The sequence below is a fragment of the Streptomyces sp. WAC04114 genome (assembly GCF_019733245.1).
GTDB classification, from domain to species: domain Bacteria; phylum Actinomycetota; class Actinomycetes; order Streptomycetales; family Streptomycetaceae; genus Streptomyces; species Streptomyces massasporeus_A.
On record NZ_JAIGQA010000085.1, the window covers coordinates 1 to 25,146 of the forward strand.

Here is a 25,146-nt window from a genome sequence, read left to right on the forward strand (position 1 = left end):
CGCCACCCCCCGCGAACCCCCAGCAGCTCGCCGCCGGCTGACGTGGCTACCCTGGATCCATGGACTACGTCTCCGCGCTCCTGCCCCCGGTCGTCATGGCCGTGTTCTTCGTCGGCGTGATCCGGGTGATCGTGAAGACACAGGGCGGCGCCAACAAGGCCAAGGAGGACGCGGCCGTGGATGCCGCCCTCGCGCGCGTGGAGGGCGCCTGCCAGACCACCGCGACCTCCCCGAAGGCCGAGGCCTGACCCCACCCCCTCCAAGGGCGTACGACTCGGCGGCCCGCACCCCCGCGGCGCCCGCACTCACGAGCCGTACGCCCTTTTTGTTCCCGTTCGCCGGTCACGCGCACGTCCGCCACGCCATTACCGGGATCTCCCACTATTGTTCTGAGCTGTGCCTCGCCCATTGGGAGAACTCGAAGACGCGGTCATGTCGCGGGTGTGGAAGTGGAACCGCCCGGTGACCGTTCGAGAAGTCCTGGAAGATCTTCAGAAGGAGCGGTCCATCGCGTACACCACCGTGATGACCGTTTTGGACAATCTCCATCAGAAGGGCTGGGTGCGCCGCGAGGCGGAAGGCCGTGCCTATCGATATGAGGCGGTCTCCACCCGCGCCGCCTACGCAGCCGCCCTGATGAACGACGCCTGGTCGCAGAGCGACAACCCCGCCGCCGCTCTCGTCGCCTTCTTCGGCATGATGAGCGAGGAACAGCGGCGGTCTCTCAGCGATGCCGTCCGCATCGTCCAGGGCCCGGAAACCCAGGAACCGACCGAACCGTCGGAATCCGCGGAACCGGCCGAACGAGCGGAACCCGGGGAACAGCCCGGGGAGAACCCCGCCTCCGCTCGGGACCTCGGCGGGCGATAGCGTCCCGGCATGTCCGCGAAGAGCCCCGAAGCCACCGCAAAAGCCATCACCGTCCGACGGGCCCGCACCAGCGACGTCCCGGCCGTACGGGGCCTCCTTGACGCCTACGTCCGCGGCCGCATCCTGCTCGACAAAGCAACGGTGACGCTTTACGAGGACATCCAGGAGTTCTGGGTCGCGGAACGGGACGACAACGCCGAGGTCGTCGGCTGCGGCGCGCTGCACGTGATGTGGGAAGACCTCGCGGAGGTCCGCACTCTCGCGGTGAAGCCCGGTCTGAAGGGCGCGGGCGTCGGACACCGTGTGCTCGAGAAGTTGCTGCAGACCGCCCGCTGGCTCGGCGTTCGCCGGGTTTTCTGTCTGACCTTCGAAGTCGACTTCTTCACCAAGCACGGCTTCGTGGAGATCGGCGAGACGCCCGTCGACACGGATGTCTACGCGGAGCTCCTGCGTTCCTATGACGAGGGTGTCGCGGAGTTCCTCGGACTCGAACGAGTGAAACCGAACACCTTGGGCAACAGCCGGATGCTTCTGCATCTGTGATCGCCGTGCGCCAGTAGACCTCTAGCGGGTCGGGCCGGTTCGTCAAGGCATATTCCGCGGCGCCCGCCCTGCCCCGGTTCCCTATGTCCGAAACGCGCACGTTTCCGGACCGGGACCGGGCTGCCGGCCTCTGCCGGGGGTTTGTGTTTTTCCGGCAAAAGCGGTTTGCTTTCCGACGTACTGCAGTACTGCATATAACAAGGGGACGGCGATACGGCGGACGCCGGCACACCCGCCCTGAAGATATCGATGAAAGGAAATCCGGTGGCACAGAAGGTTCAGGTCCTTCTTGTCGACGACCTCGACGGTGGCGAGGCGGACGAGACCGTGACGTTCGCGCTGGACGGCAAGACGTACGAGATCGATCTCACCACTGCCAATGCGGACAAGCTCCGTGGCCTTCTCGAGCCTTACGTGAAGGGCGGTCGGCGTACCGGAGGCCGTGCTTCGGGCGGGCGTGGAAAGGCGCGCGCCGCTTCGAGCGGCAGCCAGGACACCGCGGCGATCCGCGCCTGGGCGAAGGAGAACGGTTACGAGGTCAACGACCGCGGCCGTGTTCCCGCGACCATCCGCGAGGCTTACGAGAAGGCCAACGGCTGAACAGCGGCCCTACCGACCCTGCGCACGCACGGCCGGCGGCTGGGCGCACGCGCGCCGCAGCCGGACCCGGTGGCACTGGGTGGCCACCGTGTTCACCAGCCGCACGAGATCGGGGGCGTCACCACCGCCCCCCAGCGCCGACAGCGTCGGCAGCGAGGCCTCGACCTCGCACCCCGGCTCGGGGGGCCGCAGCCACACGGCGGCCCCCTGGGAACCGACCCGGCCCCGGGGAGCAGGCGGGACACCCGCCTCGCAGGGCGCCGCGGTGTGCGCCCCGCGTGCCGGCGGCACCGCCCTCTCCCCGTGAGGCACCGGGGGCGACGGCGCCTCCATGAGCCCGCCCGCACCGATCGCCACCAGATCCAGCGACAGGGCCCCCCAGTCCAGCCACTCCAGCAGCCCGGGCAGTTCCTCCGCGCTGCCCGCGGCCACCAGGAGCAGCATCCGGCCGCCGTGCAGCGCGACGGGAGAGCCGGACGCCAGGCGCCGCAGGGCCGCGTGCCCCGCCTCCGCCGGGACGTCCAGGACGTCGTAGCGCACCCCCACCGGCAGCCGCAGAGGATCGCCGGGCACCGTCGGCCACCCCAGTTCGTTCTCGTACCACCGCCGGACCTGACCGCTCGCGCCGGACGGGGCGAGCGGCCGGCGGGGGAGCGGGACGAGCGGGGTCGAGGATGCGGTCACGGGCTGTGGGGCGCCGAACATGCCAAGTGCAACAGCCGAAAGCGCCTGCGAGTTACGCTGGGTGGCGCTGTGAGCGCACAGAGTGTCGAAATGGGGGCACGCGGGGGGTGCGGGGAGGCGCAAGGTTGTTCGCCCGTAGCGGAGGGAACGGGGGCGCCCGGCATGGACTTCCGGTCCCCACGGGTAAGACATCCCTAGTGGGAGGGGGCGACACGCAGGAAAGGACGTCTCACGTTCGCCATCGGCGTACTGGCGAGTGGGGTATCTGCCTGGCCTGCGGGAACATCGTCTCGCACCATCGGGTTGGAGCAGATGTCGGCGTTCGGGGTCAGGAGGCCAAGGACGGTGTCGGCAGTTGGAATGAGCGGTCCCCGCTTGCGGGACTAAGCTGCGGAAGGACAGGGAGGGGAAGTTCCCCCCACTGCCTGACCGCTCTGAGGAGCGATTAACGATGTTCGAGAGGTTCACCGACCGCGCGCGGCGGGTTGTCGTCCTGGCTCAGGAAGAAGCCCGGATGCTCAACCACAACTACATCGGCACTGAGCACATCCTCCTGGGCCTGATCCACGAGGGTGAAGGTGTCGCCGCCAAGGCCCTTGAGAGCCTCGGGATTTCGCTCGAGGCGGTCCGCCAGCAGGTGGAGGAGATCATCGGCCAGGGCCAGCAGGCCCCGTCCGGCCACATCCCCTTCACCCCCCGTGCCAAGAAGGTCCTGGAGCTGTCGCTCCGCGAGGCCCTTCAGCTGGGCCACAACTACATCGGCACGGAGCACATCCTGCTCGGCCTGATCCGTGAGGGCGAGGGCGTCGCCGCCCAGGTCCTCGTCAAGCTGGGCGCAGATCTGAACCGCGTGCGGCAGCAGGTGATCCAGCTGCTCTCCGGTTACCAGGGCAAGGAGACCGCCACCGCCGGCGGTCCTGCCGAGGGCACCCCCTCCACGTCCCTGGTCCTCGACCAGTTCGGCCGGAACCTCACCCAGGCCGCTCGTGAGTCCAAGCTCGACCCGGTCATCGGGCGCGAGAAGGAGATCGAGCGGGTCATGCAGGTGCTGTCCCGCCGTACGAAGAACAACCCGGTGCTGATCGGTGAGCCCGGCGTCGGCAAGACCGCCGTCGTCGAGGGCCTCGCTCAGGCCATCGTCAAGGGCGAGGTGCCCGAGACCCTCAAGGACAAGCACCTCTACACCCTGGACCTCGGCGCGCTGGTCGCCGGCTCCCGCTACCGCGGTGACTTCGAGGAGCGCCTGAAGAAGGTGCTCAAGGAGATCCGCACCCGCGGCGACATCATCCTGTTCATCGACGAGCTGCACACGCTGGTCGGTGCGGGTGCCGCCGAGGGCGCCATCGACGCGGCTTCCATCCTGAAGCCGATGCTGGCCCGCGGTGAGCTGCAGACCATCGGTGCCACCACGCTGGACGAGTACCGCAAGCACCTGGAGAAGGACGCCGCCCTCGAGCGCCGCTTCCAGCCCATCCAGGTCGCGGAGCCGTCCCTGCCGCACACGATCGAGATCCTCAAGGGTCTCCGTGACCGGTACGAGGCCCACCACCGCGTCTCCATCACCGACGAGGCGCTGGTCCAGGCCGCCACCCTGGCCGACCGGTACATCTCGGACCGCTTCCTGCCGGACAAGGCGATCGACCTGATCGACGAGGCCGGTTCCCGGATGCGCATCCGCCGGATGACCGCGCCGCCGGACCTGCGCGAGTTCGACGAGAAGATCGCCGGCGTCCGCCGCGACAAGGAGTCCGCGATCGACTCGCAGGACTTCGAGAAGGCCGCCTCCCTGCGCGACAAGGAGAAGCAGCTCCTGGCCGCCAAGGCCAAGCGCGAGAAGGAGTGGAAGGCCGGCGACATGGACGTCGTCGCCGAGGTCGACGGCGAGCTGATCGCCGAGGTCCTCGCCACGGCGACCGGCATCCCGGTCTTCAAGCTGACCGAGGAGGAGTCCTCCCGTCTGCTGCGCATGGAGGACGAGCTCCACAAGCGGGTCATCGGCCAGGTCGACGCCGTCAAGGCGCTGTCGAAGGCGATCCGCCGTACGCGTGCCGGTCTGAAGGACCCCAAGCGTCCCGGTGGCTCGTTCATCTTCGCCGGCCCCTCCGGTGTCGGTAAGACCGAGCTGTCCAAGGCGCTCGCCGAGTTCCTCTTCGGCGACGAGGACGCGCTGATCTCCCTCGACATGTCGGAGTTCAGCGAGAAGCACACGGTGTCGCGTCTCTTCGGTTCGCCCCCCGGTTACGTGGGCTACGAAGAGGGCGGCCAGCTGACCGAGAAGGTCCGCCGCAAGCCGTTCTCCGTCGTCCTCTTCGACGAGGTGGAGAAGGCCCACCCGGACATCTTCAACTCGCTGCTGCAGATCCTGGAGGACGGTCGCCTGACCGACTCCCAGGGCCGGGTCGTGGACTTCAAGAACACGGTCATCATCATGACGACCAACCTCGGCACCCGGGACATCTCCAAGGGCTTCAACCTGGGCTTCGCGGCCTCGGGTGACACGAAGACCAACTACGAGCGCATGAAGAACAAGGTCCAGGACGAGCTCAAGCAGCACTTCCGGCCCGAGTTCCTCAACCGCGTCGACGACGTGGTCGTCTTCCCGCAGCTCAGCCAGGACGACATCCTCAAGATCGTCGACCTGATGATCGGCAAGGTCGACGAGCGCCTGAAGGACCGGGACATGGGCATCGAGCTCTCCCAGTCCGCCAAGGAGCTGCTGTCCAAGAAGGGCTACGACCCGGTGCTGGGTGCGCGTCCGCTGCGTCGCACCATCCAGCGTGAGATCGAGGACTCGCTGTCGGAGAAGATCCTCTTCGGCGAGCTGCGCCCCGGTCACATCGTGGTCGTCGACACGGAGGGTGAGGGCGAGACCAAGACCTTCACCTTCCGCGGCGAGGAGAAGGCGCCCCTTCCGGACGTCCCGCCGATCGAGCAGGCGGCCGGTGGCACGGGCCCGAACCTGAGCAAGGACGCCTGAGCGTAGCGACCCAGTGAGAAGGGGCCGGTGCTGAACAGCACCGGCCCCTTCGTCATGCCCGGACGCTCCCCTGAGGCAGCAGCCCGTCGTCGCTCCCTAGGACAGCTGCCCGTCGTAGTCCGGCAGCTTGAACGTCCGCTCGGCGTGGCCGCCCGAGAGGTCGGTGGCGCTGTTGCCGATGTTCGCGATGATCGTGTAGCCCTTGCGCTCGACGTCGACGCGCTGAGCCGTCTTGTAGTCGGCGACGTTCTTGAAGAGGTCGATGAAGTTGCGGACGTAGAGGCCCGAGACCTGGTAGCCGGCCTGCTTCAGGTTGTACTGGGTGAACGAGGCGATGATGTCCGGCCGGGCGGTCACGAAGAACAGGGCGACGCCGCGCTCCTGCGCGTATCTGGCGGCCTCCAGGACCGGCTTGTTGGCCGGTTGCGGGTAGCTGAAGCCAAAGTCCGTCTCAAGCGTCGTGTTGTCGATGTCGAAGACGATGGCCTGTTTCTCACCCGGCTTCGGGGCCGCGATCCGCTGCTTCAGATACGGCATGGCCTGGTCCATCACGGCCTGGCAGTCCTTCTGCCAGGTGCCGTAGTCGACGTCCGCGGCGGTGGAGGTGGCGGCGGCCGCGGTGGCGGCCGTGGAGGCCCTGCTGGTGGTCGTGGCGTCGGCCGGTGCGGCCATGGCCACGAGGGCCGCCGCCGAGACGGCGGTCACTGATGCGCGGCGCAACCAGGGGCGTCGGGTCTGCATGTCGTGGGGGTCCTCTCACGTCAGTGACGCTGCCAACATGTCGTGTGCATGCTCGTGCGCGAGGGTGGCGCGAAGGGAACCGTAGGGTTACCGGGCGGTAAGTGCCTAGAGGCGTGCGCCACATTTCCGGAATGGCCGAAGAGGGCCCCCGGTGACATGGCGCACAGGCGATATGTCCGTTACTAGATGGAATAGTGGATAACGGACCGGGAGGAAAGGGATTCTTGCCCCACTTCGAGGGCGAAAGTGCGGGTCAGTGCCCTGTTTTGTCCCGAATGACTGCTGTGTCAAGAGACGTAGAACACTGACCCAAAATACTAGCTAGCGTAGTAGATCACGCTTTTGGGAGTTTGTCGGACTTCGGGTTACCAAGGGATGGCCATGCGGCGAGCGTCAGTGCGCCGGGTGGTTTTCTCCGTCCCCTTCCACACGAGGTTTCGATGTCCCAGCGCGTCACGTCCCGTTCTTCCCGTACGTCCCAGCTCCGCACCCGTGCGACCGTGCTGGCCGCCGGCCTTGGTGTCTCGGTCGCACTGGGAGCCGGGGTCGCGTCCGCCGCCGACACCACGGCCGCGTCCGGTGCCGCCAGTGCCGTGCAGGCGCAGGCCGCCGCCCAGGCCAAGGTCGCCAAGGCCGAGGCCGTGAAGGCCGAGAAGGCCGCCAAGGCCGCCGTCGCGAAGAAGGCGGCCGAGAAGAAGGCCGCCGCCAAGAAGGCGGCTGCCAAGAAGGCCAAGCCCTCCTGGGTCGACCCGGTGAAGAAGTACACCCTCTCCGCGAGCTTCGCCCAGAACGGTGGCATGTGGGCGCACAAGCACAGCGGTCAGGACTTCGCCGTGCCGAGCGGTACCCAGGTCGTCGCCGCCCACGGCGGCACCGTGGTCAAGGCCGGCGGCAACGGCGCCGGCGACGGTCCCGCGTACGGCAACGCCGTCGTGATCAAGCACGGCAACGGCACGTACTCCCAGTACGCCCACCTGTCGAAGGTCACCGTGCACGTCGGCCAGATCGTCAAGACCGGCCAGGAGATCGCCAAGTCCGGCAACACCGGCAACTCGAGCGGTCCCCACCTGCACTTCGAGATCCGTACGACCCCGAACTACGGCTCGGCGATCGACCCGGTGAAGTTCCTGCGCGCCAAGGGCGTGAAGGTCTGACCCCAGGTGTGATCTCAGGCGTCATCCCGGGTGATCTCGGGGTGATCCCGGGTGTGATCCCCCAGGCCCTAGGAGCCCCCGGCTCCCCGGTGGGCCTGGGTCACCAGGTCCGTGGCGACCTCGAGGACGGCTCTGTTCTTCTCCTCGGGGTCGTCTCCCATGTCCTGGAGCAGGAACATGCCGGCGTGCAGCGTGAAGATGGCGCTGGCGCATCGGACCTGGTCGACCAGGTCCGCGTCCGGGTCGACGATGATGTCGCGCAGGCTGTGGATGCGGGCCTTGAAGGAGTCGCCGATCCGCAGGTCCCGTACCGTCGCCTGGTTCTCGTGCATGAAGCGGAACAGCGGCGTCGCCTCGGCGAGGGTGTCGGCGTAGCGGCGGATGATCTCCTGCTTGGTCGCGAGGGTCTGCGGCTGCTGCCGACCCCACTCGATCAGGTCCTCGATCGGCTGGGTGAGGTCCTCGAAGATGCTGACGAGGATCTCTTCCTTGGTCTTGAAGTGGTAGTAGAGCGCGGCCTTGGTGACCTCCAGGCGCTCGGCGATCTCGCGCAGTGAGGTCTTCTCGTAGCCGTGCTCCGCGAAGAGTTCGAGGGCCACGTCCTGGATGCGCCGGCGGGTGTCCCCGCGGCGCCGCTGCTTGGTGCCGTCCATGGTGCCGCCCATCCTCCTACGCGCCCCGCTTTCCATAAAACTTACTTGACGCCCGGCTAGTTCCGCCGCTAGCTTCCAAGTGTAGTCACTAGCCGGTCGGCAAGTAAGTAGCAGTTGCTGGGGGAGTGGGAAGCGATGACGGACACGACGGACACACCGGCGGCCGACGCCGGGGGGAAACAACCGAAGAGCGTGCGGGTGGTCCTGCTCGCGCTGATGATCGCAATGATGCTCGCGATGCTCGACAACATGATCATCGGCACCGCGATGCCGACGATCGTCGGTGAGCTGGGCGGGCTCGAACACCTCGCGTGGGTCGTCACCGCCTACACGCTCGCGACCGCGGCCTCCACCCCGCTGTGGGGCAAGCTCGGCGACATGTACGGCCGCAAGGGCACGTTCATGACGTCCATCGTGATCTTCCTGGTCGGCTCCGCGCTCAGCGGCATGGCCCAGAACATGGGCGAGCTGATCGGCTTCCGCGCCGTGCAGGGCCTCGGCGCCGGCGGTCTGATGGTCGGCGTCATGGCGATCATCGGCGACCTGATCCCGCCCCGCGAGCGCGGCAAGTACCAGGGCATGATGGCCGGCGTCATGGCGCTGGCGATGATCGGCGGCCCGCTGGTCGGCGGCACGATCACCGACAACTGGGGCTGGCGCTGGGCCTTCTACATCAACCTGCCGCTCGGAGCGGTGGCGCTCGCCGCCGTCGGTGCCGTGCTGCACCTGCCGAAGCAGCGCTCCCAGGCCCGGATCGACTACCTGGGCGCCGCGCTGCTGACCGTCGGCATCACCGCGATCGTGCTCGTCACCACCTGGGGCGGCACGGAGTACGCCTGGAGCTCCGCGCGGATCATGGAGCTGATCGGCATCGGGGTCGCCGCGCTGGTCGGGTTCGTGTTCTGGCAGACCAGGGCCGCCGAACCGGTGCTGCCGCTGCACATCTTCCGCAGCCTCAACTTCACGCTGATGTCGGTCATCGGCTTCATCACCGGCTTCGTGATGTTCGGCGCGACGCTCTTCCTGCCGCTGTACCAGCAGTCCGTGCAGGGTGCTTCCGCGACCAACTCCGGGCTGCTGCTCCTGCCCATGCTCGGGGCGATGCTCGTGACCTCGATGGTCGCTGGGCGGGTGACCACCAACACCGGCAAGTACAAGGTCTTCCCGATCGCCGGCAGCGCGCTGATGATCGTCGGCCTGTACCTGCTGTCCACGATGGACACCGGGACCTCCCGGCTGACCTCCGGCGTGTTCATGGCTGTGGTCGGGCTGGGCATGGGCTGCCTGATGCAGATCACCATGCTGGTCGCGCAGAACAGTGTGGAGATGAAGGACATGGGCGTCGCGTCCTCGTCGACCACCCTGTTCCGCACGCTCGGCTCCTCCTTCGGCGTCGCGATCATGGGCGCGCTGTTCAACAACCGCGTCCAGGACGTCATGAGCGAGCGGGCCGGTGCGCTGGGCTCCAAGGTGACCGAGCAGTCGGCCCAGCTCGACGCCAAGAGCCTGGAGAAGCTCCCGGTGCTGATCCGGGAGGCCTACCAGCACGCGGTCTCCGCGGGCACGCACACGGCGTTCCTGCTCGGCGCCGTGGTGGCGGTGGTCGCGCTCGTGGCGGCCGTGTTCGTCAAGGAGGTGCCGCTGAAGGGGGCGGGACCCAAGGAGGACGGCAAGCCGGACACCCCGGCGGCGCAGCCGCCCATGGTCGAGGCCGTCTGACCGACCGCACCGCACGAGGCCCCCGGGAGTGTCCGCCCGGGGGCTTCGTCATGCCCGGTCGCGGTGGTGCCCGGTCGCGGGATGGCCGGCTGTGCGGTGTCCGGCCGCGGGGTGTCCGGCCGTGCGGTGTCCGGCTGTGTGGTGCCCGGCCGCGCCACGCCTGGTCGCGCGGTGCCCCGCCGCGCGGTGTCCGGCCGCGGGATGCCTGGCCGCGACATGTCCGGCCGCTCGGTGCCCCGCCGCACCATGCCTGGTCGCGCGATGTCCGGTCGCGCGGTGTCCGGCCGCTCGATGCCTCGCGACATGTCCGGCCGCTCGGTGCCCCGCCGCACCATGCCTGGTCGCGCGATGTCCGGTCGCGCGGTGCCCTGCCGCGGGATGCCTGATCGCGGGATGCCTGGCCGCGCCATGCCCGGCCGCGCCATGCCTGGCCGCGCCATGCCCGGTCGCGCGGTGCCCTGCCGCGCCATGCCCGGTCGCGCGGTGCCCTGCCGCGCCATGCCCGGTCGCGCGATGTCCGGCCGTGCGGTGCCGGTCGTGGGATGCCTGGTCGCGCGATGTCCCGCCGTGCCATGCCCGGCCGCTCGGTGCCCCGCCGCACCATGCCTGGTCGCGCGATGTCCGGTCGCGCGGTGCCCTGCCGCGGGATGCCTGATCGCGCGATGCCCGGTCGCCGGTCGGGGGCCGCTGTCAGACCCCCGTGCCACCATCGACCCCATGGACAGGACGCGGCGGATGCGGCTCGCCAAGGACGCGATGGACCGGGACTGGGCCGACCCCGAGCTGGACCTGGACACCGTCGCGGCGCACGCCGGGTACTCGCGCTACCACTTCATCCGTGCCTTCAAGGAGGCCTACGGCGAGACCCCCGGCCAGTACCTCACGCACCGCCGCATCGAGCGCGCCGAGGACCTGCTGCGCACGGCGAACCTGTCGGTGACGGAGATCTGCCACCTGGTCGGCTTCAGCAGCGTCGGCACGTTCTCGGCCCGCTTCAAGACCTGGACCGGCCTGACACCCAGCGAGTACCGCACGAAGCACGTGGGCCGGGGAGCCGCCCTCATACCCGGCTGCTACGCCATGCTCTGGGCCGGCGGCTTCCGCTCCGCGCCCGGCGCCGGCGAGAAGCGCAATTCCGGAGAAGCGGGCTGACACCCCCGCTGCCTACCGTGGCAGGGCGGGCACAACCGGCCGTAGCCGTAGCCGTAGCCGCAGCCGTAGCCCAGCCACAGCCCAGCCACAGCCGCAGCCCAGCCACAGCCCAGCCACAGCCGCAGCCCAGCCACAGCCACAGACTCGGAGCAGGAGTACGCCATGATCAAGGGTCTCGCCATCTCGACCGTCTGGGTCCTCGACCAGGACCGGGCCAAGGAGTTCTACACGGAGAAGCTGGGCCTGGAGGTCCGTACGGACATGACCATGGGCGAGGGCGGCATGCGCTGGCTCACGGTCGGCTCACCGAACCAGCCCGACGTCGAGCTGACGCTGATGGTGCCCGGCGGGCCCGCGATGGACCCCGAGTCCGCCGAGATGCTCCGCAAGCTGGTGACGAAGGGCGCGCTCGGCGCGGGCGTGCTGACCACCGACGACATCCACGGCGACTACAAGAAGCTCAAGGAGCGGGGCGTGGAGTTCCTTCAGGAGCCGCAGGAGCGCCCGTACGGCACGGAGGCGCTGCTGCGCGACGACTCGGGCAACTGGTTCTCCTTCACCCAGCCCCGTGAGGGCGGCCTCGACATGGACCAGGACTGGACCTGCTGATCCGCCGCCCCGCCCTCACGACCCCGGCAGCATGGGGTAGCTCCCCGTGTTGGTCGGCGCGTGCTCCGGCAGCCACAGCACGGCGACCGCGCCCTCGGCCGGGAGGTGCTCGGGCGTCCCGGGGGTGCGGACGTTGCGGAAGGTCAGCCGGGCGCCCAGCACCCGGGCCTGCCCGGCCGCGATGGTCAGACCGAGGCCGTGGCCGTGCCCGGCCCGGTCCCTGCTGCCGGTGCGGAAGCGGCTCGGCCCCTCGGCAAGCAGGTCCTCGGGGAAGCCCGGGCCGTGGTCGCGCACGCGGATGACCCGGCCCTCGACGCTGACCTCGATGGGCGGCTTGGCGTGCCGGGCCGCGTTGGCCAGCAGGTTGAACAGGACGCGCTCCAGGCGGCGCGGGTCGGTGGTGACCTCCGACTCGTGCACGATGCTCACCTTGATGGCCGGGTCCTTGGCCGCCACCCGCCGGGCGACGAACTCGCCCAGCATGATGTCCTGCAGCTCCGCCCGCTCGGAGGCCCCGTCCAGCCGCGCCACCTCCAGCACGTCCTCGACCAGCGTGCGCATGGCCTTCGCCCGGTCCAGCACCAGCTCGGTCGGGCGTCCGGGCGGCAGCAGTTCCGCCGCGGTCAGCAGTCCGGTCACCGGGGTGCGCAGCTCGTGCGCGATGTCGGCGGTGACCCGCCGCTCGGCCTCGATGCGCTGGCGCAGCGCGTCCGCCATGGCGTCCACCGCGCTCGCCAGGTCGTCCGTCTCGTCCCGCACGACCCCGCCCATGGCGTCCCGCACCCGCACGTCCGTCTCGCCGCCCGCGAGCTGGCCCGCCGCGACGGCCGCCTTGCGCAGCCGCCGCGACAGGTGCCCGCCGATGAGCACCCCGAGCGCGCTGCCGCCGAGGACGACCGCGATGGACCCGATGAGCAGGGCCTGGTCGAGATCCTGGAGGATGTCCGAACTGCGGTCGGTGAAGCCCGAGTGCAGCGACATCACCTGCCCGTTCTTCAGCGGTACGGCGGCCCATATGTCGGGCACCTCGCCCGGCCGGTCCGCCACGTACGTCGCCCGCCGGCCCGCCTCGACCCGCTCGCGCAGCGCATGCGGCAGATCCGGGTCGTTGATCTTGGTGTTGGGGAAGTTCATCCGCCCGGACAGCTCGAAGTTGCGCTGGGCGATCATGATCCGCTCGTCGGCGAGGTCACGCGCGTTGTCCAGCATCGAGACCCGGGCGGCGTTGTGCACGACGAGGCTCAGCGCGATCGCCACCAGTGCGCCCACCAGTGCGATGGCCGCGCTCAGCTTCCATCTGAGGCCCGTGCGGATGCCCGCACGCTCCAAGCCCGCGGCGACCAGGCGCCGGAAGTGCCCCCTCATACCCCTGCCCCTGCTCAGGCTTTCAACTTGTAGCCGAACCCGCGGACCGTCTCGATCCGGTCCTGGCCGATCTTCTGCCGCAGCCGTTGCACGTGCACGTCGACGACGCGCGTGTCCCCGCCCCAGCCGTAGTCCCACACCCGCTCCAGCAGCTTGTCGCGGGAGAGCACGGTGCCCGGAGCCGAGGAGAACTCCAGCAGCAACCGCATCTCGGTCGGAGTCAGCGCCACCGGCTGCCCGGCGCGGCGGACCTCCATGCCCTCGGTGTCGACCTCCAGGTCCCCGAAGGTCAGCACGCCGCCGCTCGCCGGTTCCTGCGGCTCCTCGCCCCGGCCGCCGCCGGCGTGCCCGAAACGGCGCAGCACCGCGCGGATCCGGGCGACCAGTACGGCACCGTCGAACGGCTTGGTCACATAGTCGTCGGCGCCCGCTTCCAGGCCCAGCACGACGTCGATGGAGTCGGCCCGCGCCGACAGCATGATCACCGGCACGGTCGACTCGTCGCGGATACGGCGGCACAGACTGACCCCGTCCAGGCCGGGGAGCATGACGTCCAGCAGCGCGATGTCGGGGCGGTCCGTCCGGAAGGCCTCCAGGCCCGACAGCCCGTCGGGCATGGCGGTGACCACGAAGCCGTCCCGTTCCAGGGCGAGCTGCGTGGCCTCGCGGATGACGTCGTCGTCCTCGACGAACAGGACGTGGGTCTGGTCTGCCATCCCGGTGCTCTCAGTCCTCTGTGATCCATGGGTGCGTTCTACTGCTGGGACGCACGGTCCCGGCGATGCGTTCACCGGGGGATCGGTCCGAACCGCCCGATCGGTTCACGCGGCCCTCCGTCCGCGTCAGTTCGCGGGCACCGGCGTCGCGCTGTCGCCGGCGACCTTCCCGTAGTCGTTGTGCGTGCGGTACTTCTCGGCGAAGTGACCGGAGGTCCATCTGTACGTGATCACGTTCTCCCCGGAGGGACTCGACACCGGGTCGCCCTTGTCGTACACCTGCTTGGTCACCACCAGGTCCCCGCGGTCGATCTCCGCGTAGACCGGCGGCTCCTCCGCCGTGAACACGTTCTCGTACGAGCCGTCGTGCTCGCGGTACACGTAACTGCCGACGCCCACCGCGTCGCCGCAGGTCAGTACGTTGACGACGACGTCCTCCGCCGAGCCCTTCGTCAGGTTGCCGTAGGAGACGTCGACCGGGTACTCGTCGGCGACGCACGGCTTCAGCTCGCGCTTCACCCCCGGCGCGACCTTGGGATCGTCCTTGACGAGCGCGACCGCGTTCACGGTCTTAGGGGACTTCGACGGCACGGCGGACGGTGTTGCGGCCGCGGCGCCCGCCACCGAGTCGGCGTGCGCCGGGCCCTCGTCACGGGCGCCGGTGCCGCCCGCACCGCACCCGGCCACCAAAAGGGCGAGGGCGGTGGGCACGGCCAGTGCCGTGCTCACCGCCTGGATACTGCCCCGGGTCCGTGCAGAACCCTCGCCGGTCAGGCCGCGCACCGCTCCCGCTCCTCACGCTCCAGCGCGCGTGCGTCCAGATCGCGGGACTCCAGCTCCTCGCGGAGCCGGGCGAGCGCCCGGTGCAGCGTGCTCTTGACCGTTCCGGCCGACATGCCGAGGGCGGCGGCCGTCTCCTCCGTGGACATCTGCTCCCAGTGTCGCAGCACCACGACACTGCGCTGTTTCGGGGCGAGCACCTTCAGGATGTCCATCAGCAGGGCGCGGTCCGCGTGCTGTTCGGTGGCGTCGTCGACCGAGGCGTCCGGGAGCTGCTCGGTCGGAACCTCCTCCAGCTTCCGCGCCCGCCACCACTCCGTGCGGGTGTTGATCATCACCCGGCGCAGATAGGCGTCGGCCAGCCGCTTGTCCTCGATGGTCTCCCACCGGCCGTACGTCCGCACCAGTGCCGTCTGCAGCAGGTCCTGCGCGTCCGTCGGGTCCGGGACCAGGCGGCGGGCACTGCGCAGCAGCGCGTCCTGCCGGGTGCGGACATACTCCTCGAACTCGAGCACCTCGCCCTGCGCCATGGTGAACCGCCTCCCGTTTCCCCGTTCGGGCCGGCTCCCCGCCGCCCGTGTACTGCTTGTGGTCTTCAGTCGTCCCGCGTCTTGCGGGAACGCATCTGAAGGTACGGAGGCGTTGTCACGGCGCTGTCCGAAGCAGCCTTCGGCCAGCGCTCGGCTGTCCGTCGGTTGTGTAACGGAAATCTGAACGGGGTAAAGGAGCGGGGGTGTTGAGGCTGTTTCGGGGCGATTTGTCCACCCCGGCTCTGTGACGGACGGCGACCCGCGGCTGTGACCCGCCTGTACGTCAGGTCTGTACGTCAGGTCTGTGCGTCAGGTCTGTGCGTCAGGTCTGTACGCGGGCCCGTACGTCAGGTCAGCGGCAGCCGGTACGAGCCGCCCGCGAGTGGCTCCACCAGACCGTCGGCGACGAGACCGTCCAGGGCGCGGGCTCGCTGCACCGGTTCGTGCCACACCCGGTCCAGCGCCGCCTGCGGAACCGCGCCGTGAGCCTCCCGCAGCACGGCGAGCAGCCGCCCGCGCACCTGCCGGTCGGTGCCCGCGTAGGTCTGGCCGCGGCGCGGCGGCCCGTCGTGCTCCGGCTTGCCCGCCAGCCGCCACGCGCACTGCGCGGCGATCGGGCATTGGTGGCACGACTCGCTCTTCGCCGTGCACACCAGCGCACCCAGCTCCATCGAGGCGGCGGCCCAGCGGGCGGCGGTCGGCTCGTCCTCGGGCAGCAGCGCGCGGGCCAGCTTGCGCTCGGCGGCGGTGGTGGCGTTGGGCGGGTACTGCACGCCGGTGACCGCGCGGGCGAAGACTCGCCGCACGTTGGTGTCCAGCACCGGGTGCCGCTGCCCGTAGGCGAAGGAGGCGACGGCGGCGGCCGTGTACTCGCCGATGCCGGGCAGCGCCAGCAGCTGGGCGTGATCGGCCGGGACGTCACCGCCGTGCCGTTCCGTTATGGCGACGGCGGCGCCGTGCAGCCGCAGCGCCCGGCGCGGGTAGCCGAGCCGTCCCCAGGCACGGACGGCCTCGCCGGGCGCGTCCTTGGCCAGGTCGGCGGGGCGCGGCCAGCGCTCCAGCCACTGCTCGTAGACGGGCAGGACGCGGCTCACCGGCGTCTGCTGGAGCATGAACTCACTGACCATCACCCCCCACGCCCCGGCCTCGGGGCGCCGCCACGGCAGGTCACGGGCGTGTTCGCCGAACCAGTCGATGACGGGGGAGTGCAGGTTCTCTCCGAGGGGCGGCCCGGAGGGGACGTCGGCGGAGACGGCGGGGTGCGGGGGCTTCGTGGGAGCAGTCATGGCCCTTCGATGGTGCCACGCAGAGGTGCCGAATCGGGCACACCGCCACCCCACCGGGGCGGTTACCCGAAGATCGGCAGATCTCTGTTCGAGCCGCGGGCCGCCGACGGGCACCGCCTCGACCTTCTTCGTCGTCCCCAACGGTCGCTTCGCCAAGGGAAGTTCATCCAAGCCGTCCACCGAACTGCCGAGCGGCGCGCGGGCGTTCCGGCGAGTGCGAGGGGGGCGTTTTCGACCGGCCGTGCGCCGCGTGGCGCGGCTCGGTGGCGCGCGGGCGTCTCGCGCGAGGTGAAGAGCGCCGCACCGGCACGGAATGCGGGCCCGGCCCCGAGCCGTACCCACATCGAGGCGCCTGTCCTCATCACGGACGGTAAGGGGCGGGGCGATATCGTCACACTCTGCGATCACCCTGTCTCTCATCCGATGAAAGACCAGGGTGGGAACGTGATTTCCGGGATGATGATCCGGAAAAGTTGTCGCTCCGAGCGGCGGGTGGGACCGGCGAACGCGTCGATCTCTCGTAAGGTTTGCGCCGTGGGATCTCTGCGCAATCCGGTCGGGCCGCTTCCCTCCTCCATCTACTGGCGTCGGAGGGTCGTACTGGTGTCTGTAGTCGCCGTGTTGGCGCTGCTGACCCTGTGGATCGTGACCATGGGCGGCGGAGGCGGCAAGGACGGCGACAACGGCGCCAACGGCAAGAATCCCGCGCCTTCCATCACGCCCGGCCCGTCGAGTTCGGGCCCTGCCATCAGTCAAGCGCCTGGCGGGCGGGACGAGTCGGGGGACGAGGGCTCCGGCGGCTCGGGCGGCGGCTCCGGGAACGGCTCGGGCGACGGCTCCGGGGACGATTCCGGCTCGGGATCCGGTGACGGTTCCGGGGCCGGCGGCTCGGGCGGCTCCGAGGGTGCGGGCGGCGCCGGTGGCACGGGGAGCGGTACCGCCGCGGGCGGTGTGGGCGCGGGCGACACCCTGCCGGCCGGCTCCACCCTGCCCAACTGCACCGCGAGCGCTGTCAAGTTCAGCCTGCGCAGCCGCCACAACACCTACGACCCCGAGCAGACGCCCACGTTCCTGCTGACCGCGCGGAACGTCTCCGGCAGCGACTGCAAGATCGATCTCGGGCCGAAGAACGCGGTGTTCACGATCGCCCCGGCGAGCAGCGACGACGACTACTGGTCTTCCAAGGACTGCCCCAAGACCGCCGCGCACCAGCTGTACCGGGTCGCCGCCGGCAGCGGCATCACCTACACCCTGAAGTGGGACCGCAAGCCGAGCGCCCCCGAGTGCGCCACGCCTCCCGCGGGCTCGGCCGGGTCCGGCACGTACCTGGTGGAAGCCAAGGCCCCGGGCTTCGCGAAGGTGCAGACGTCCTTCGTGCTCTCGGCCGACTAGGGCGTCGGCGGTAGAGGCCAACCCAGGGACGGCCGAGGCGGGCGCAGGGACCGCCGGGGCGGACGCAGGGACGGCAGGCGCAAAACGCCCGACGGCGGTACCCCTTCCCGGGTACCGCCCTCAGCCGTTCCAGCCAGGCGCCGCAGGCTAGACGTACCGCTCCAGAATCGAGGACTCCGCCAGCCGCGACAGCCCCTCGCGGACGCTGCGGGCCCTGGCCTCGCCCACGCCGTCCACCGTCTGGAGGTCGTCGACGCTCGCGGCGAGCAGCTTCTGCAGGCCGCCGAAGTGCTCGACGAGGCGGTCGATGATCGCGCCGGGGAGCCGGGGGACCTTGGCGAGGAGACGGTAGCCGCGCGGGGAGACCGCCGAGTCCAGCGTCTCGGGCGCGCCGGTGTAGCCCAACGCCCGGGCCACCGTGGACAGTTCGAGCAGCTCGGCATGGGTGAGGGCGTCGAGTTCGGCGAGGGCCTGATCGACCGTGCGGGAGCGCTTGGCCGTGGGCTCGGGGACGTAGTCCCGCACGACCAGCTCGCGCTCGGGCTCCACGCCCGCGATCAGCTCGTCGAGCTGGAGGGCCAGGAGCCGGCCGTCCGTGCCGAGCTCCACGACGTACTCGGCGATCTCCGTGGCGATGCGGCGCACCATCTCCAGGCGCTGGGCGACCGCCGAGACGTCCCGGACGGTCACCAGGTCCTCGATCTCCAGCGCCGACAGCGTGCCCGCGACCTCGTCGAGGCGGAGCTTGTAGCGCTCCAGGGTGGCGAGCGCCTGGTTGGCGCGGGACAGGATCGCCGCCGAGTCCTCCAGGACGCGGCGCTGGCCGTCGACGTACAAGGCGATCAGCCGCATCGACTGGGAGACGGAGACCACCGGGAAACCGACCTCCTTGCTGACGCGGTCCGCCGTGCGGTGCCGGGTGCCCGTCTCCTCCGTCGGGATCGTCGGGTCCGGGACCAGCTGCACGCCCGCGCGCAGGATCTTCGACAGGTCCGAGGACAGCACGATGCCGCCGTCCAGCTTGCACAGCTCACGCAGACGGGTCGCGGTGAACTCGACGTCCAGCACGAAACCGCCGCTGCACAGCGCCTCGACCGTCTTGTCGGAGCCGAGCACTATGAGTCCGCCGGTGTTGCCGCGGAGCACGCGCTCCAGGCCGTCACGCAGGGCGGTGCCGGGTGCCACGGCGCTCAGGGAGGCGCGCATCAGGCCATCGGTACCGGCGCTCCCGCCGGATTTTCCGGGAGCAGATGCCCGGTCGTTGGCTGCCACTGCACTCCTCCGGTCGCAGGTTCTGGGCGCCCCCGTGTCGCGCGCTCGGTTCGCACGGACGGGCGAGACCAGGGCAAAGTCTACCGGCGACCCTCCTCGTCCCGTGGGGCCTCTCTGCGACGGGAGCGGGGAAGGACCCTCAGGGCGTCCCCTATGTCCGCGACTTCCAGGACCTTCATGCCCGCCGGGACCTTGCCCGGATCGCCCGGGACCAGCGCGTGCGTGAAGCCCAGACGGTGGGCTTCGGCCAGTCTGCGCTGCACTCCGGTGACCCGTCTCACCTCGCCCGCGAGGCCCACCTCGCCGATCGCGACGAGGTTCTTCGGGAGAGGTGTGTCACTCGCCGCGCTCGCCAGGGCGAGGGCGACGGCCAGGTCCGCGGCCGGCTCGGTGAGCTTCACCCCGCCGACCGTCGCGGAGTAGATGTCCCTTTTGCCCAAGGCGCTGATCCGCCCCCGCTGTTCCAGCACCGCGAGCATCATCGAGACGCGGGAGGTCTCCAGGCCCGAGGTGGTGCGGCGCGGGGAGGGGATCTGCGAGTCGACCGTGAGCGCCTGGACCTCGGCGACCAGGGGGCGGCGGCCCTCCAGGGTGACGGTCAGGCAGGTGCCCGGGACCGGTTCGGCCCGGCGGGTCAGGAAGAGCCCGCTCGGGTCTGCGAGACCCGTGATGCCCTCGTCGTGCAGCTCGAAGCAGCCGACCTCGTCGGTGGTGCCGTAGCGGTTCTTGACGCCGCGCACCAGACGCAGGCGGGCGTGCCGGTCGCCCTCGAAGCTCAGGACGACGTCCACCAGGTGCTCCAGCAGGCGCGGGCCCGCGATCGCGCCGTCCTTGGTGACATGGCCCACCAGCAGCGTGGACATGCCGCGTTCCTTGGACGCCCGGATGAGGGCTCCGGCGACCTCCCGCACCTGGGCCATGCCGCCGGGCGCGCCGTCGATCTCGGGGGAGGCCACGGTCTGCACCGAGTCCATGATCAGCAGCGACGGCTTCACCGCGTCCAAGTGGCCCAGCACGGCGGCCAGATCCGTCTCGGCCGCCAGGTACAGGTGGTCGTCGATGGCGCCGATGCGGTCGGCGCGCAGCCGGACCTGGCTCGCCGACTCCTCACCCGTGACGTACAGGGTGCGGTGCTCGTCGCTCGCGGACTTGGCCGCCACGTCCAGCAGGAGCGTGGACTTGCCGACGCCCGGTTCGCCCGCGACCAGCACCACCGCGCCGGGGACCAGGCCACCGCCGAGCACCCGGTCCAGCTCCGGCACGCCGGTGGGACGGGCCGTGGCCTGGCGGCCGTCCACCTGGCCGATGGGCAGCGCGGAGGTGGTGACCCGGCCGGGGGCCGTCGTGCGCACCGCGGGCGCGCCGTACTCCTCGACCGTCCCCCAGGCCTGGCACTCGGGGCAGCGGCCGAGCCACTTCGCCGTCTGCCAGCCGCATTCCGTGCAGCGGTAGGACGGACGGTCCTTGGTGGTCTTCGTACGGGCAGCCATGGACGAAACCGTAGCCGCCGGCACTGACAACGCGGGACCGGCCGACGGCCTCCGCCCGCGCGCCAGGGGTCCGCCATCCCGCGCCAGCCGTGGAACAACCGGTTCATGTCCCCGATTGAGGGATCGTTTCACCCGTACGGATTAAATGTGCTCAAGCCGCCTGAAGGGGCCACTCCCGGCCCCCTACGGTCGCCGAATGATGAGCAGTACTCCGGAGATCTCGACCCGTTCGGCCCGCACCACCGGCGCCCACCGGGCGCACCGGGAGGCACGCGACCGCGGGGCGGCGCGCACGCTGGCGCAGCAGCCGCCCACGCGCTACGAGCCCTACCTGGACGGCCTGTTCACCTACTGCCTGTCCGTGCTGTGCGACCACGAGGCAGCGACCGCCGCCCTGGGCGACGTCCTCGCACTCGCCGAACGCCGCGGCCGGCACCTCCCCCAGGCACCCGCGGACCGCAGGGCCTGGCTGTACGCGCTGGCCCGCTGGGCGTGCCTGCGCAAGCTGGCCGAGGCCAAGCAGAAACGTCAGAGCAGCCATGCCGCGGGCCGAACCGACCGGCAGCGCGCCGACCGTCCGGCCGCCCCGGCCGCCTCCGAGGAGGTCCAGGAGCGGCGCCGTCGCGAACTGGCCCTGCTGGCCTGGCCGGAGGCCGCCGGCACCACGCCCGAGCAGCGCGAGGCGCTCGAACTGGCCGTGCGCCACCACCTCGCCGCCCGCGAGGTCGCCGCCGTCCTCGGCATGGACCCGGCCGCCGCCCGCGATCTGCTCGCCTCCGCCGCCTGCGAGGTGGAACGCACGCGTGCGGCCCTCGCCGTGGTCGAGACCGGGGCGTGTCCGAGCGTGTCGCACCTCGTCGGCGACGACCGGCTCGTGCTCGGCACGGCCCTGCGCCGCGAACTCGTCCGGCACGTCGACGACTGCCCGCGCTGCCGCCGCACCGCCGAGCGCGCCATCCCCGGCCGCTGGCCCGGCACCAGCGTCACGCCCGCCGAACTGCCCGTCCTGCCCGCACCCCGCGCGGCCCTGCACGTCGCCATGGCGCACCACCCGCGCGCCCGGAACGCCGCGCCCCGCTTCGACCGGCGCGGCTTCCCGATGGACCCCAAGGACCACGCCGCCCGCAGGGACCGCCTGCGCGCGCGTGCCGTCACCACGGCCGTCGTCGCCACCGTCGTGGCCGCCCCCGTCCTCGCCCTGTGGGCCGCCTACCGGGGCACCCCGACCGGCGAGGGCCAGGACGGCCGCTCGGCCTCCGCGCGCGAGGCGGACGACCCGTTCGGCCTGGACGGCGAGATGGCGGGCGGCGGCTACGAGAACGCCGGCAACGCGAGCACCCGCCCCGGCCCCCGGTTCGGCAAGGACGGCAAGGCCGACGTCTCCGTCGAGGTCATCGGCGTCGCCGGCGCGGGACGCGAGAGCGCCCTGGAGGTCACCGCCGACAACAGCGGCGACACCACCCTGATCACGCTGACCGCGAGCGGCCCGGCCCCGGTCCGCTGGTCCGCGTCGACGGGAGCCCCCTGGCTCTACCTCAGCCATTCCTCGGGCACGCTCAGACCCGGCGAGTCGGTGACGATCAAGGTGTACGTCGATCACCTCCGGGAGCCGGCCGGTCCCTGGCACGCGCAGGTCGCGGTCGCACCCGTGGGCGCCGTCGTCCACATCGAGGGCTACGGCACCGCGCCGAGCCCCTCCCGTCCCGGTCCGGACCCGACACCGACCACTCCGCCCCCGTCGACCGACCCGGATCCCACGCCCACGCCGACGGACCCGGCCCCGACGGACCCCACGGGCTCGACGCCACCGCCGTCGGACAGCGGCGACCCGAGCCCGGTCACCTCGTAGCCGGTCCCTCAGGCCCCAGGGCTCGCCGGATGCGCGGGATCCGCGGGGTGCGGTGCCAGCAGCGGCAGCTGCGAGGCCAGCCGCTCCTCGCACAGCTCGACCAGCCGGTCGTAGCCGGCCTTGCCCATCAGCTCGATCAGCTCGGGCCGGTAGGAGACGTACACCGGATCGCCCGCGCCGTGCGCCGAGGTCGCCGACGTGCACCACCAGTGCAGGTCGTGGCCGCCCGGGCCCCAGCCGCGGCGGTCGTACTCACCGATCGACACCTGCAGGACGCGCGTGTCGTCGGGCCGGTCGATCCACTCGTACGTCCGCCGCACCGGCAGCTGCCAGCACACGTCCGGCTTGGTCTCCAGCGGCTCGCGGCCCTCCTTCAGGGCCAGGATGTGCAGCGAGCAGCCCATGCCTCCCTTGAAGCCCGGCCGGTTCTGGAAGATGCACGAGCCCTGGAAGGGCCGCGTCTGCCGTTCGCCGTCCTCGTCCTCGGAGACCCAGCCGCCCCGCGTGCCCTCGGCGTGGTGCTGCCAGATGTCCGGCGTGAGCCTGGCCACGTGCTCGGCGACGCGCTTCTCGTCGTCCTCGTCGGAGAAGTGGGCACCCAACGTGCAGCAGCCGTCATCCGCGCGGCCCGCCTGGATGCCCTGGCAGCCGCTGCCGAAGATGCAGTTCCAGCGAGAGGTCAGCCATGTCAGATCGCAGCGGAAGACCTGCTCGTCGTCCGCCGGATCAGGAAACTCCACCCATGCGCGAGCGAAGTCGAGGCCCTTCTCGTCGGACTCCACGACGCCCGGTGATTTGTCGCGCTTCGCCTTTTTCGTCTTTGGCACGAGTCCAGGGTACGGGCCTCGTACCCCCACCGAGGACAGCGGAGGGCCCGGCGGGCAGTAGCGTTCCGTACATGAGACTCGGTGTCCTCGACGTGGGATCGAACACGGTGCATCTGCTCGTGGTGGACGCGCACCCTGGCGCGTGCCCGCTGCCCGCGCACTCGCACAAGGCGGAACTGCGCCTCGCCCAGCTCCTCGACGACGACGGCGCGATCGGCCCGCACGGCGTCGACCGGCTGGTCTCGGTCATCAAGGAGGCGCTCCAGGCCGCCGAGGACAAGGGCGTCGAAGAGGTCCTCCCGTTCGCGACCTCCGCCGTACGGGAGGCCCGTAACGCCGACGACGTCCTCGCCCGCGTGCGCGCCGAGACCGGCGTCGAGCTCCAGGTCCTCAGCGGCTCCGAGGAGGCCCGGCTGACCTTCCTCGCCGCCCGCCGCTGGTTCGGCTGGTCGGCCGGGAAACTGCTGGTCCTGGACATCGGCGGCGGCTCCCTGGAGGTCGCCTACGGCATCGACGAGGAGCCCGACGCGGCCGCCTCGCTGCCGCTGGGCGCAGGCCGCCTCACCGCGGGCTGGCTCCCCGGCGACCCGCCCGCCCCGGACGACGTGCGCGCCCTGCGCCGTCATGTGCGGACCGAGATCGCCCGCACGGTCGGCGAATTCAGCCGCCTCGGCACCCCCGACCACGTCGTCGCCACGTCGAAGACCTTCAAGCAGCTGGCCCGCATCGCCGGCGCCGCCCGCTCCGCCGAGGGCCTGTACGTCCAGCGCGAGCTCAAGCGGGAGTCCCTGGAGGGCTGGGTCCCGCGCCTGGCCGCCATGACCGAGCAGGAGCGCTCGGAGCTGCCGGGCGTCTCGGAGGGCAGGGCCGGGCAGCTCCTGGCGGGCGCCCTGGTCGCCGAGGCCGCGATGGACCTCTTCGGCGTGGAGCGCGTGGAGATATGCCCCTGGGCGCTGAGGGAAGGCGTGATCCTGCGTCGCCTGGATCACATGGAGTCCGTGTAGGGGCCCGCTCGTCTATGGCAAACACCACAACGGCCAAGAGGCCCCCCACGCCACCCCGACCACACCCCGTAATCTGTCCTGCATGGCAGAGCCAGCCGTGAAGATCCCGGACGCGAAGGTCGCCCTGTCGACGGCCTCGGTCTACCCGGAGTCGACGGCCACGGCCTTCGAGATCGCCGCGCGCCTCGGCTACGACGGAGTCGAGGTCATGGTCTGGACCGACCCGGTCAGCCAGGACATCGAGGCCCTGCGCAGACTCAGCGACTACCACCGGATCCCGATCCTGGCCGTGCACGCCCCCTGCCTGCTCATCACGCAGCGCGTCTGGTCCACCGACCCGTGGACCAAGCTCCAGCGGGCCCGCGCGGCGGCCGAGAAGCTCGACGCGAGCACGGTCGTGGTCCACCCGCCGTTCCGCTGGCAGCGCCAGTACGCCCGGGACTTCGTCACCGGCATCTGGCGCATGGCCAACGAGACGGACGTACGGTTCGCCGTCGAAAACATGTACCCCTGGCGCTACCGCGACCGCGAGATGCTCGCGTACGCCCCCGACTGGGACGTGACGAAGGACGACTACCGGCACTTCACGATCGACCTCAGCCACACCGCGACGGCCCGCTCCGACGCCCTGGACATGGTCGAGCGCATGGGCGACCGGCTCGGCCACGTCCACCTCGCCGACGGCCGGGGTTCCGCCAAGGACGAGCACCTGGTGCCCGGCCGCGGCACCCAGCCCTGCGCCGAGGTACTGGAGCGGCTCGCCCTCACCGGCTTCGACGGGCACGTCGTCATCGAGGTCAACACCCGCCGCGCGATGTCGAGCGCGGAGCGCGAGGCCGACCTGGCGGAGGCCCTGGCCTTCACCCGCCTGCACCTGGCCTCCGCGGTGAAGGTGCCTAGGACATGACCGTGCACCCGGCCTCGACGGTGAAG

24 protein-coding genes are annotated in these 25,146 nt (G+C 70.8%); 13 read left to right on the forward strand and 11 right to left on the reverse strand.

What is annotated here, in order from left to right; all coding sequences use genetic code 11:
* The first annotated feature begins 59 nt into the window (after positions 1 to 59).
* The 4 genes from K4G64_RS21720 (at position 60) to K4G64_RS21735 (ending at position 2,013) form a co-directional block, all read left to right on the forward strand.
* Complete coding sequence (locus K4G64_RS21720) at positions 60 to 248, forward strand: hypothetical protein (RefSeq protein WP_221757690.1); 189 nt, start codon at positions 60 to 62, stop codon at positions 246 to 248.
* Positions 249 to 396: 148 nt separating this feature from the next.
* Complete coding sequence (locus K4G64_RS21725) at positions 397 to 870, forward strand: BlaI/MecI/CopY family transcriptional regulator (RefSeq protein WP_221757691.1); 474 nt, start codon at positions 397 to 399, stop codon at positions 868 to 870.
* 9 nt (positions 871 to 879) lie between these two features.
* On the forward strand, positions 880 to 1,413 hold the full coding sequence (locus K4G64_RS21730; RefSeq protein ID WP_031111859.1) for an amino-acid N-acetyltransferase: 534 nt from the start codon (positions 880 to 882) through the stop codon (positions 1,411 to 1,413).
* A gap of 264 nt (positions 1,414 to 1,677) precedes the next feature.
* A complete protein-coding gene (locus K4G64_RS21735) occupies positions 1,678 to 2,013 on the forward strand; it encodes an Lsr2 family protein (protein WP_010048839.1) in 336 nt (111 codons plus the stop codon).
* 9 nt (positions 2,014 to 2,022) lie between these two features.
* On the opposite strand, the gene K4G64_RS21740 is transcribed toward K4G64_RS21735, so the two are convergent.
* Positions 2,023 to 2,718, reverse strand: coding sequence for an SCO3374 family protein (locus K4G64_RS21740; RefSeq protein ID WP_221757692.1), 696 nt, complete (start codon positions 2,716 to 2,718; stop codon positions 2,023 to 2,025).
* 430 nt (positions 2,719 to 3,148) lie between these two features.
* Between K4G64_RS21740 and K4G64_RS21745 the strand changes: the two genes are divergently transcribed.
* Positions 3,149 to 5,674, forward strand: coding sequence for an ATP-dependent Clp protease ATP-binding subunit (locus K4G64_RS21745; RefSeq protein WP_221757693.1), 2,526 nt, complete (start codon positions 3,149 to 3,151; stop codon positions 5,672 to 5,674).
* Positions 5,675 to 5,770: 96 nt separating this feature from the next.
* Here the strand turns inward: K4G64_RS21745 and K4G64_RS21750 are convergent, their stop codons facing one another.
* Entirely contained in the window at positions 5,771 to 6,415 is a 645-nt protein-coding gene (locus K4G64_RS21750; RefSeq protein ID WP_221757694.1) for an HAD family acid phosphatase, read from the reverse strand.
* A gap of 440 nt (positions 6,416 to 6,855) precedes the next feature.
* On the opposite strand from K4G64_RS21750, the gene K4G64_RS21755 reads away from it, so the two are divergent.
* Positions 6,856 to 7,569, forward strand: a complete 714-nt coding sequence (locus tag K4G64_RS21755) for a M23 family metallopeptidase (protein WP_221757695.1) — start codon at positions 6,856 to 6,858, stop codon at positions 7,567 to 7,569.
* Between the two features lie 68 nt (positions 7,570 to 7,637).
* Here K4G64_RS21755 and K4G64_RS21760 read toward each other — a convergent pair whose 3' ends face one another.
* A complete protein-coding gene (locus tag K4G64_RS21760; protein WP_221757696.1) occupies positions 7,638 to 8,234 on the reverse strand; it encodes a TetR/AcrR family transcriptional regulator in 597 nt (198 codons plus the stop codon).
* A 123-nt stretch (positions 8,235 to 8,357) separates the two neighbouring features.
* On the opposite strand from K4G64_RS21760, the gene K4G64_RS21765 reads away from it, so the two are divergent.
* From K4G64_RS21765 to K4G64_RS21775, 3 genes are all read left to right on the forward strand, one after another.
* Positions 8,358 to 9,941: an MDR family MFS transporter gene (locus tag K4G64_RS21765; RefSeq protein WP_221757697.1), complete on the forward strand. Its 1,584-nt coding sequence runs from the start codon at positions 8,358 to 8,360 to the stop codon at positions 9,939 to 9,941.
* A gap of 717 nt (positions 9,942 to 10,658) precedes the next feature.
* On the forward strand, positions 10,659 to 11,093 hold the full coding sequence (locus tag K4G64_RS21770) for a helix-turn-helix transcriptional regulator (protein ID WP_221757698.1): 435 nt from the start codon (positions 10,659 to 10,661) through the stop codon (positions 11,091 to 11,093).
* A gap of 162 nt (positions 11,094 to 11,255) precedes the next feature.
* Positions 11,256 to 11,702, forward strand: a complete 447-nt coding sequence (locus K4G64_RS21775; protein ID WP_221757699.1) for a VOC family protein — start codon at positions 11,256 to 11,258, stop codon at positions 11,700 to 11,702.
* Between the two features lie 15 nt (positions 11,703 to 11,717).
* Here K4G64_RS21775 and cseC read toward each other — a convergent pair whose 3' ends face one another.
* The 5 genes from cseC to K4G64_RS21800 all read right to left on the reverse strand — a co-directional run bounded on the left by cseC (position 11,718) and on the right by K4G64_RS21800 (position 16,379).
* Positions 11,718 to 13,067, reverse strand: a complete 1,350-nt coding sequence (gene cseC / locus K4G64_RS21780; RefSeq protein WP_221757700.1) for a two-component system sensor histidine kinase CseC — start codon at positions 13,065 to 13,067, stop codon at positions 11,718 to 11,720.
* Positions 13,068 to 13,081: 14 nt separating this feature from the next.
* Entirely contained in the window at positions 13,082 to 13,783 is a 702-nt protein-coding gene (gene cseB, locus K4G64_RS21785) for a two-component system response regulator CseB (protein ID WP_221757701.1), read from the reverse strand.
* A 126-nt stretch (positions 13,784 to 13,909) separates the two neighbouring features.
* On the reverse strand, positions 13,910 to 14,566 hold the full coding sequence (locus K4G64_RS21790; RefSeq protein WP_221757702.1) for a hypothetical protein: 657 nt from the start codon (positions 14,564 to 14,566) through the stop codon (positions 13,910 to 13,912).
* Positions 14,554 to 15,093, reverse strand: coding sequence for a SigE family RNA polymerase sigma factor (locus K4G64_RS21795; RefSeq protein ID WP_030251439.1), 540 nt, complete (start codon positions 15,091 to 15,093; stop codon positions 14,554 to 14,556). The genes K4G64_RS21790 and K4G64_RS21795 overlap by 13 nt, the downstream gene beginning before the upstream one ends.
* A gap of 347 nt (positions 15,094 to 15,440) precedes the next feature.
* Positions 15,441 to 16,379, reverse strand: a complete 939-nt coding sequence (locus K4G64_RS21800; RefSeq protein ID WP_221757703.1) for an A/G-specific adenine glycosylase — start codon at positions 16,377 to 16,379, stop codon at positions 15,441 to 15,443.
* 534 nt (positions 16,380 to 16,913) lie between these two features.
* On the opposite strand from K4G64_RS21800, the gene K4G64_RS21805 reads away from it, so the two are divergent.
* A complete protein-coding gene (locus K4G64_RS21805; protein WP_221757704.1) occupies positions 16,914 to 17,771 on the forward strand; it encodes a hypothetical protein in 858 nt (285 codons plus the stop codon).
* A gap of 147 nt (positions 17,772 to 17,918) precedes the next feature.
* Here K4G64_RS21805 and disA read toward each other — a convergent pair whose 3' ends face one another.
* Both disA and radA read right to left on the reverse strand, forming a co-directional pair.
* Positions 17,919 to 19,043 carry a DNA integrity scanning diadenylate cyclase DisA gene (gene disA, locus K4G64_RS21810; protein WP_221757705.1) on the reverse strand — a complete coding sequence of 375 codons (1,125 nt, stop codon included), beginning with the start codon at positions 19,041 to 19,043 and terminating at the stop codon, positions 17,919 to 17,921.
* 80 nt (positions 19,044 to 19,123) lie between these two features.
* The gene (radA, locus tag K4G64_RS21815) at positions 19,124 to 20,533 is read right to left on the reverse strand and encodes a DNA repair protein RadA (RefSeq protein WP_142161067.1); all 1,410 of its coding nucleotides are present in this window, start codon (positions 20,531 to 20,533) and stop codon (positions 19,124 to 19,126) included.
* A 196-nt stretch (positions 20,534 to 20,729) separates the two neighbouring features.
* On the opposite strand from radA, the gene K4G64_RS21820 reads away from it, so the two are divergent.
* On the forward strand, positions 20,730 to 22,382 hold the full coding sequence (locus K4G64_RS21820; RefSeq protein ID WP_221757706.1) for a hypothetical protein: 1,653 nt from the start codon (positions 20,730 to 20,732) through the stop codon (positions 22,380 to 22,382).
* Between the two features lie 8 nt (positions 22,383 to 22,390).
* Here the strand turns inward: K4G64_RS21820 and K4G64_RS21825 are convergent, their stop codons facing one another.
* Positions 22,391 to 23,209, reverse strand: a complete 819-nt coding sequence (locus K4G64_RS21825) for a hypothetical protein (RefSeq protein ID WP_221757707.1) — start codon at positions 23,207 to 23,209, stop codon at positions 22,391 to 22,393.
* Between the two features lie 71 nt (positions 23,210 to 23,280).
* On the opposite strand from K4G64_RS21825, the gene K4G64_RS21830 reads away from it, so the two are divergent.
* Positions 23,281 to 24,213, forward strand: coding sequence for a Ppx/GppA phosphatase family protein (locus tag K4G64_RS21830; protein WP_221757708.1), 933 nt, complete (start codon positions 23,281 to 23,283; stop codon positions 24,211 to 24,213).
* An 82-nt stretch (positions 24,214 to 24,295) separates the two neighbouring features.
* Positions 24,296 to 25,120 (forward strand): sugar phosphate isomerase/epimerase, encoded by an 825-nt coding sequence (locus tag K4G64_RS21835; protein ID WP_221757709.1) that lies wholly within the window; start codon positions 24,296 to 24,298, stop codon positions 25,118 to 25,120.
* Positions 25,121 to 25,146: the final 26 nt, after the last annotated feature.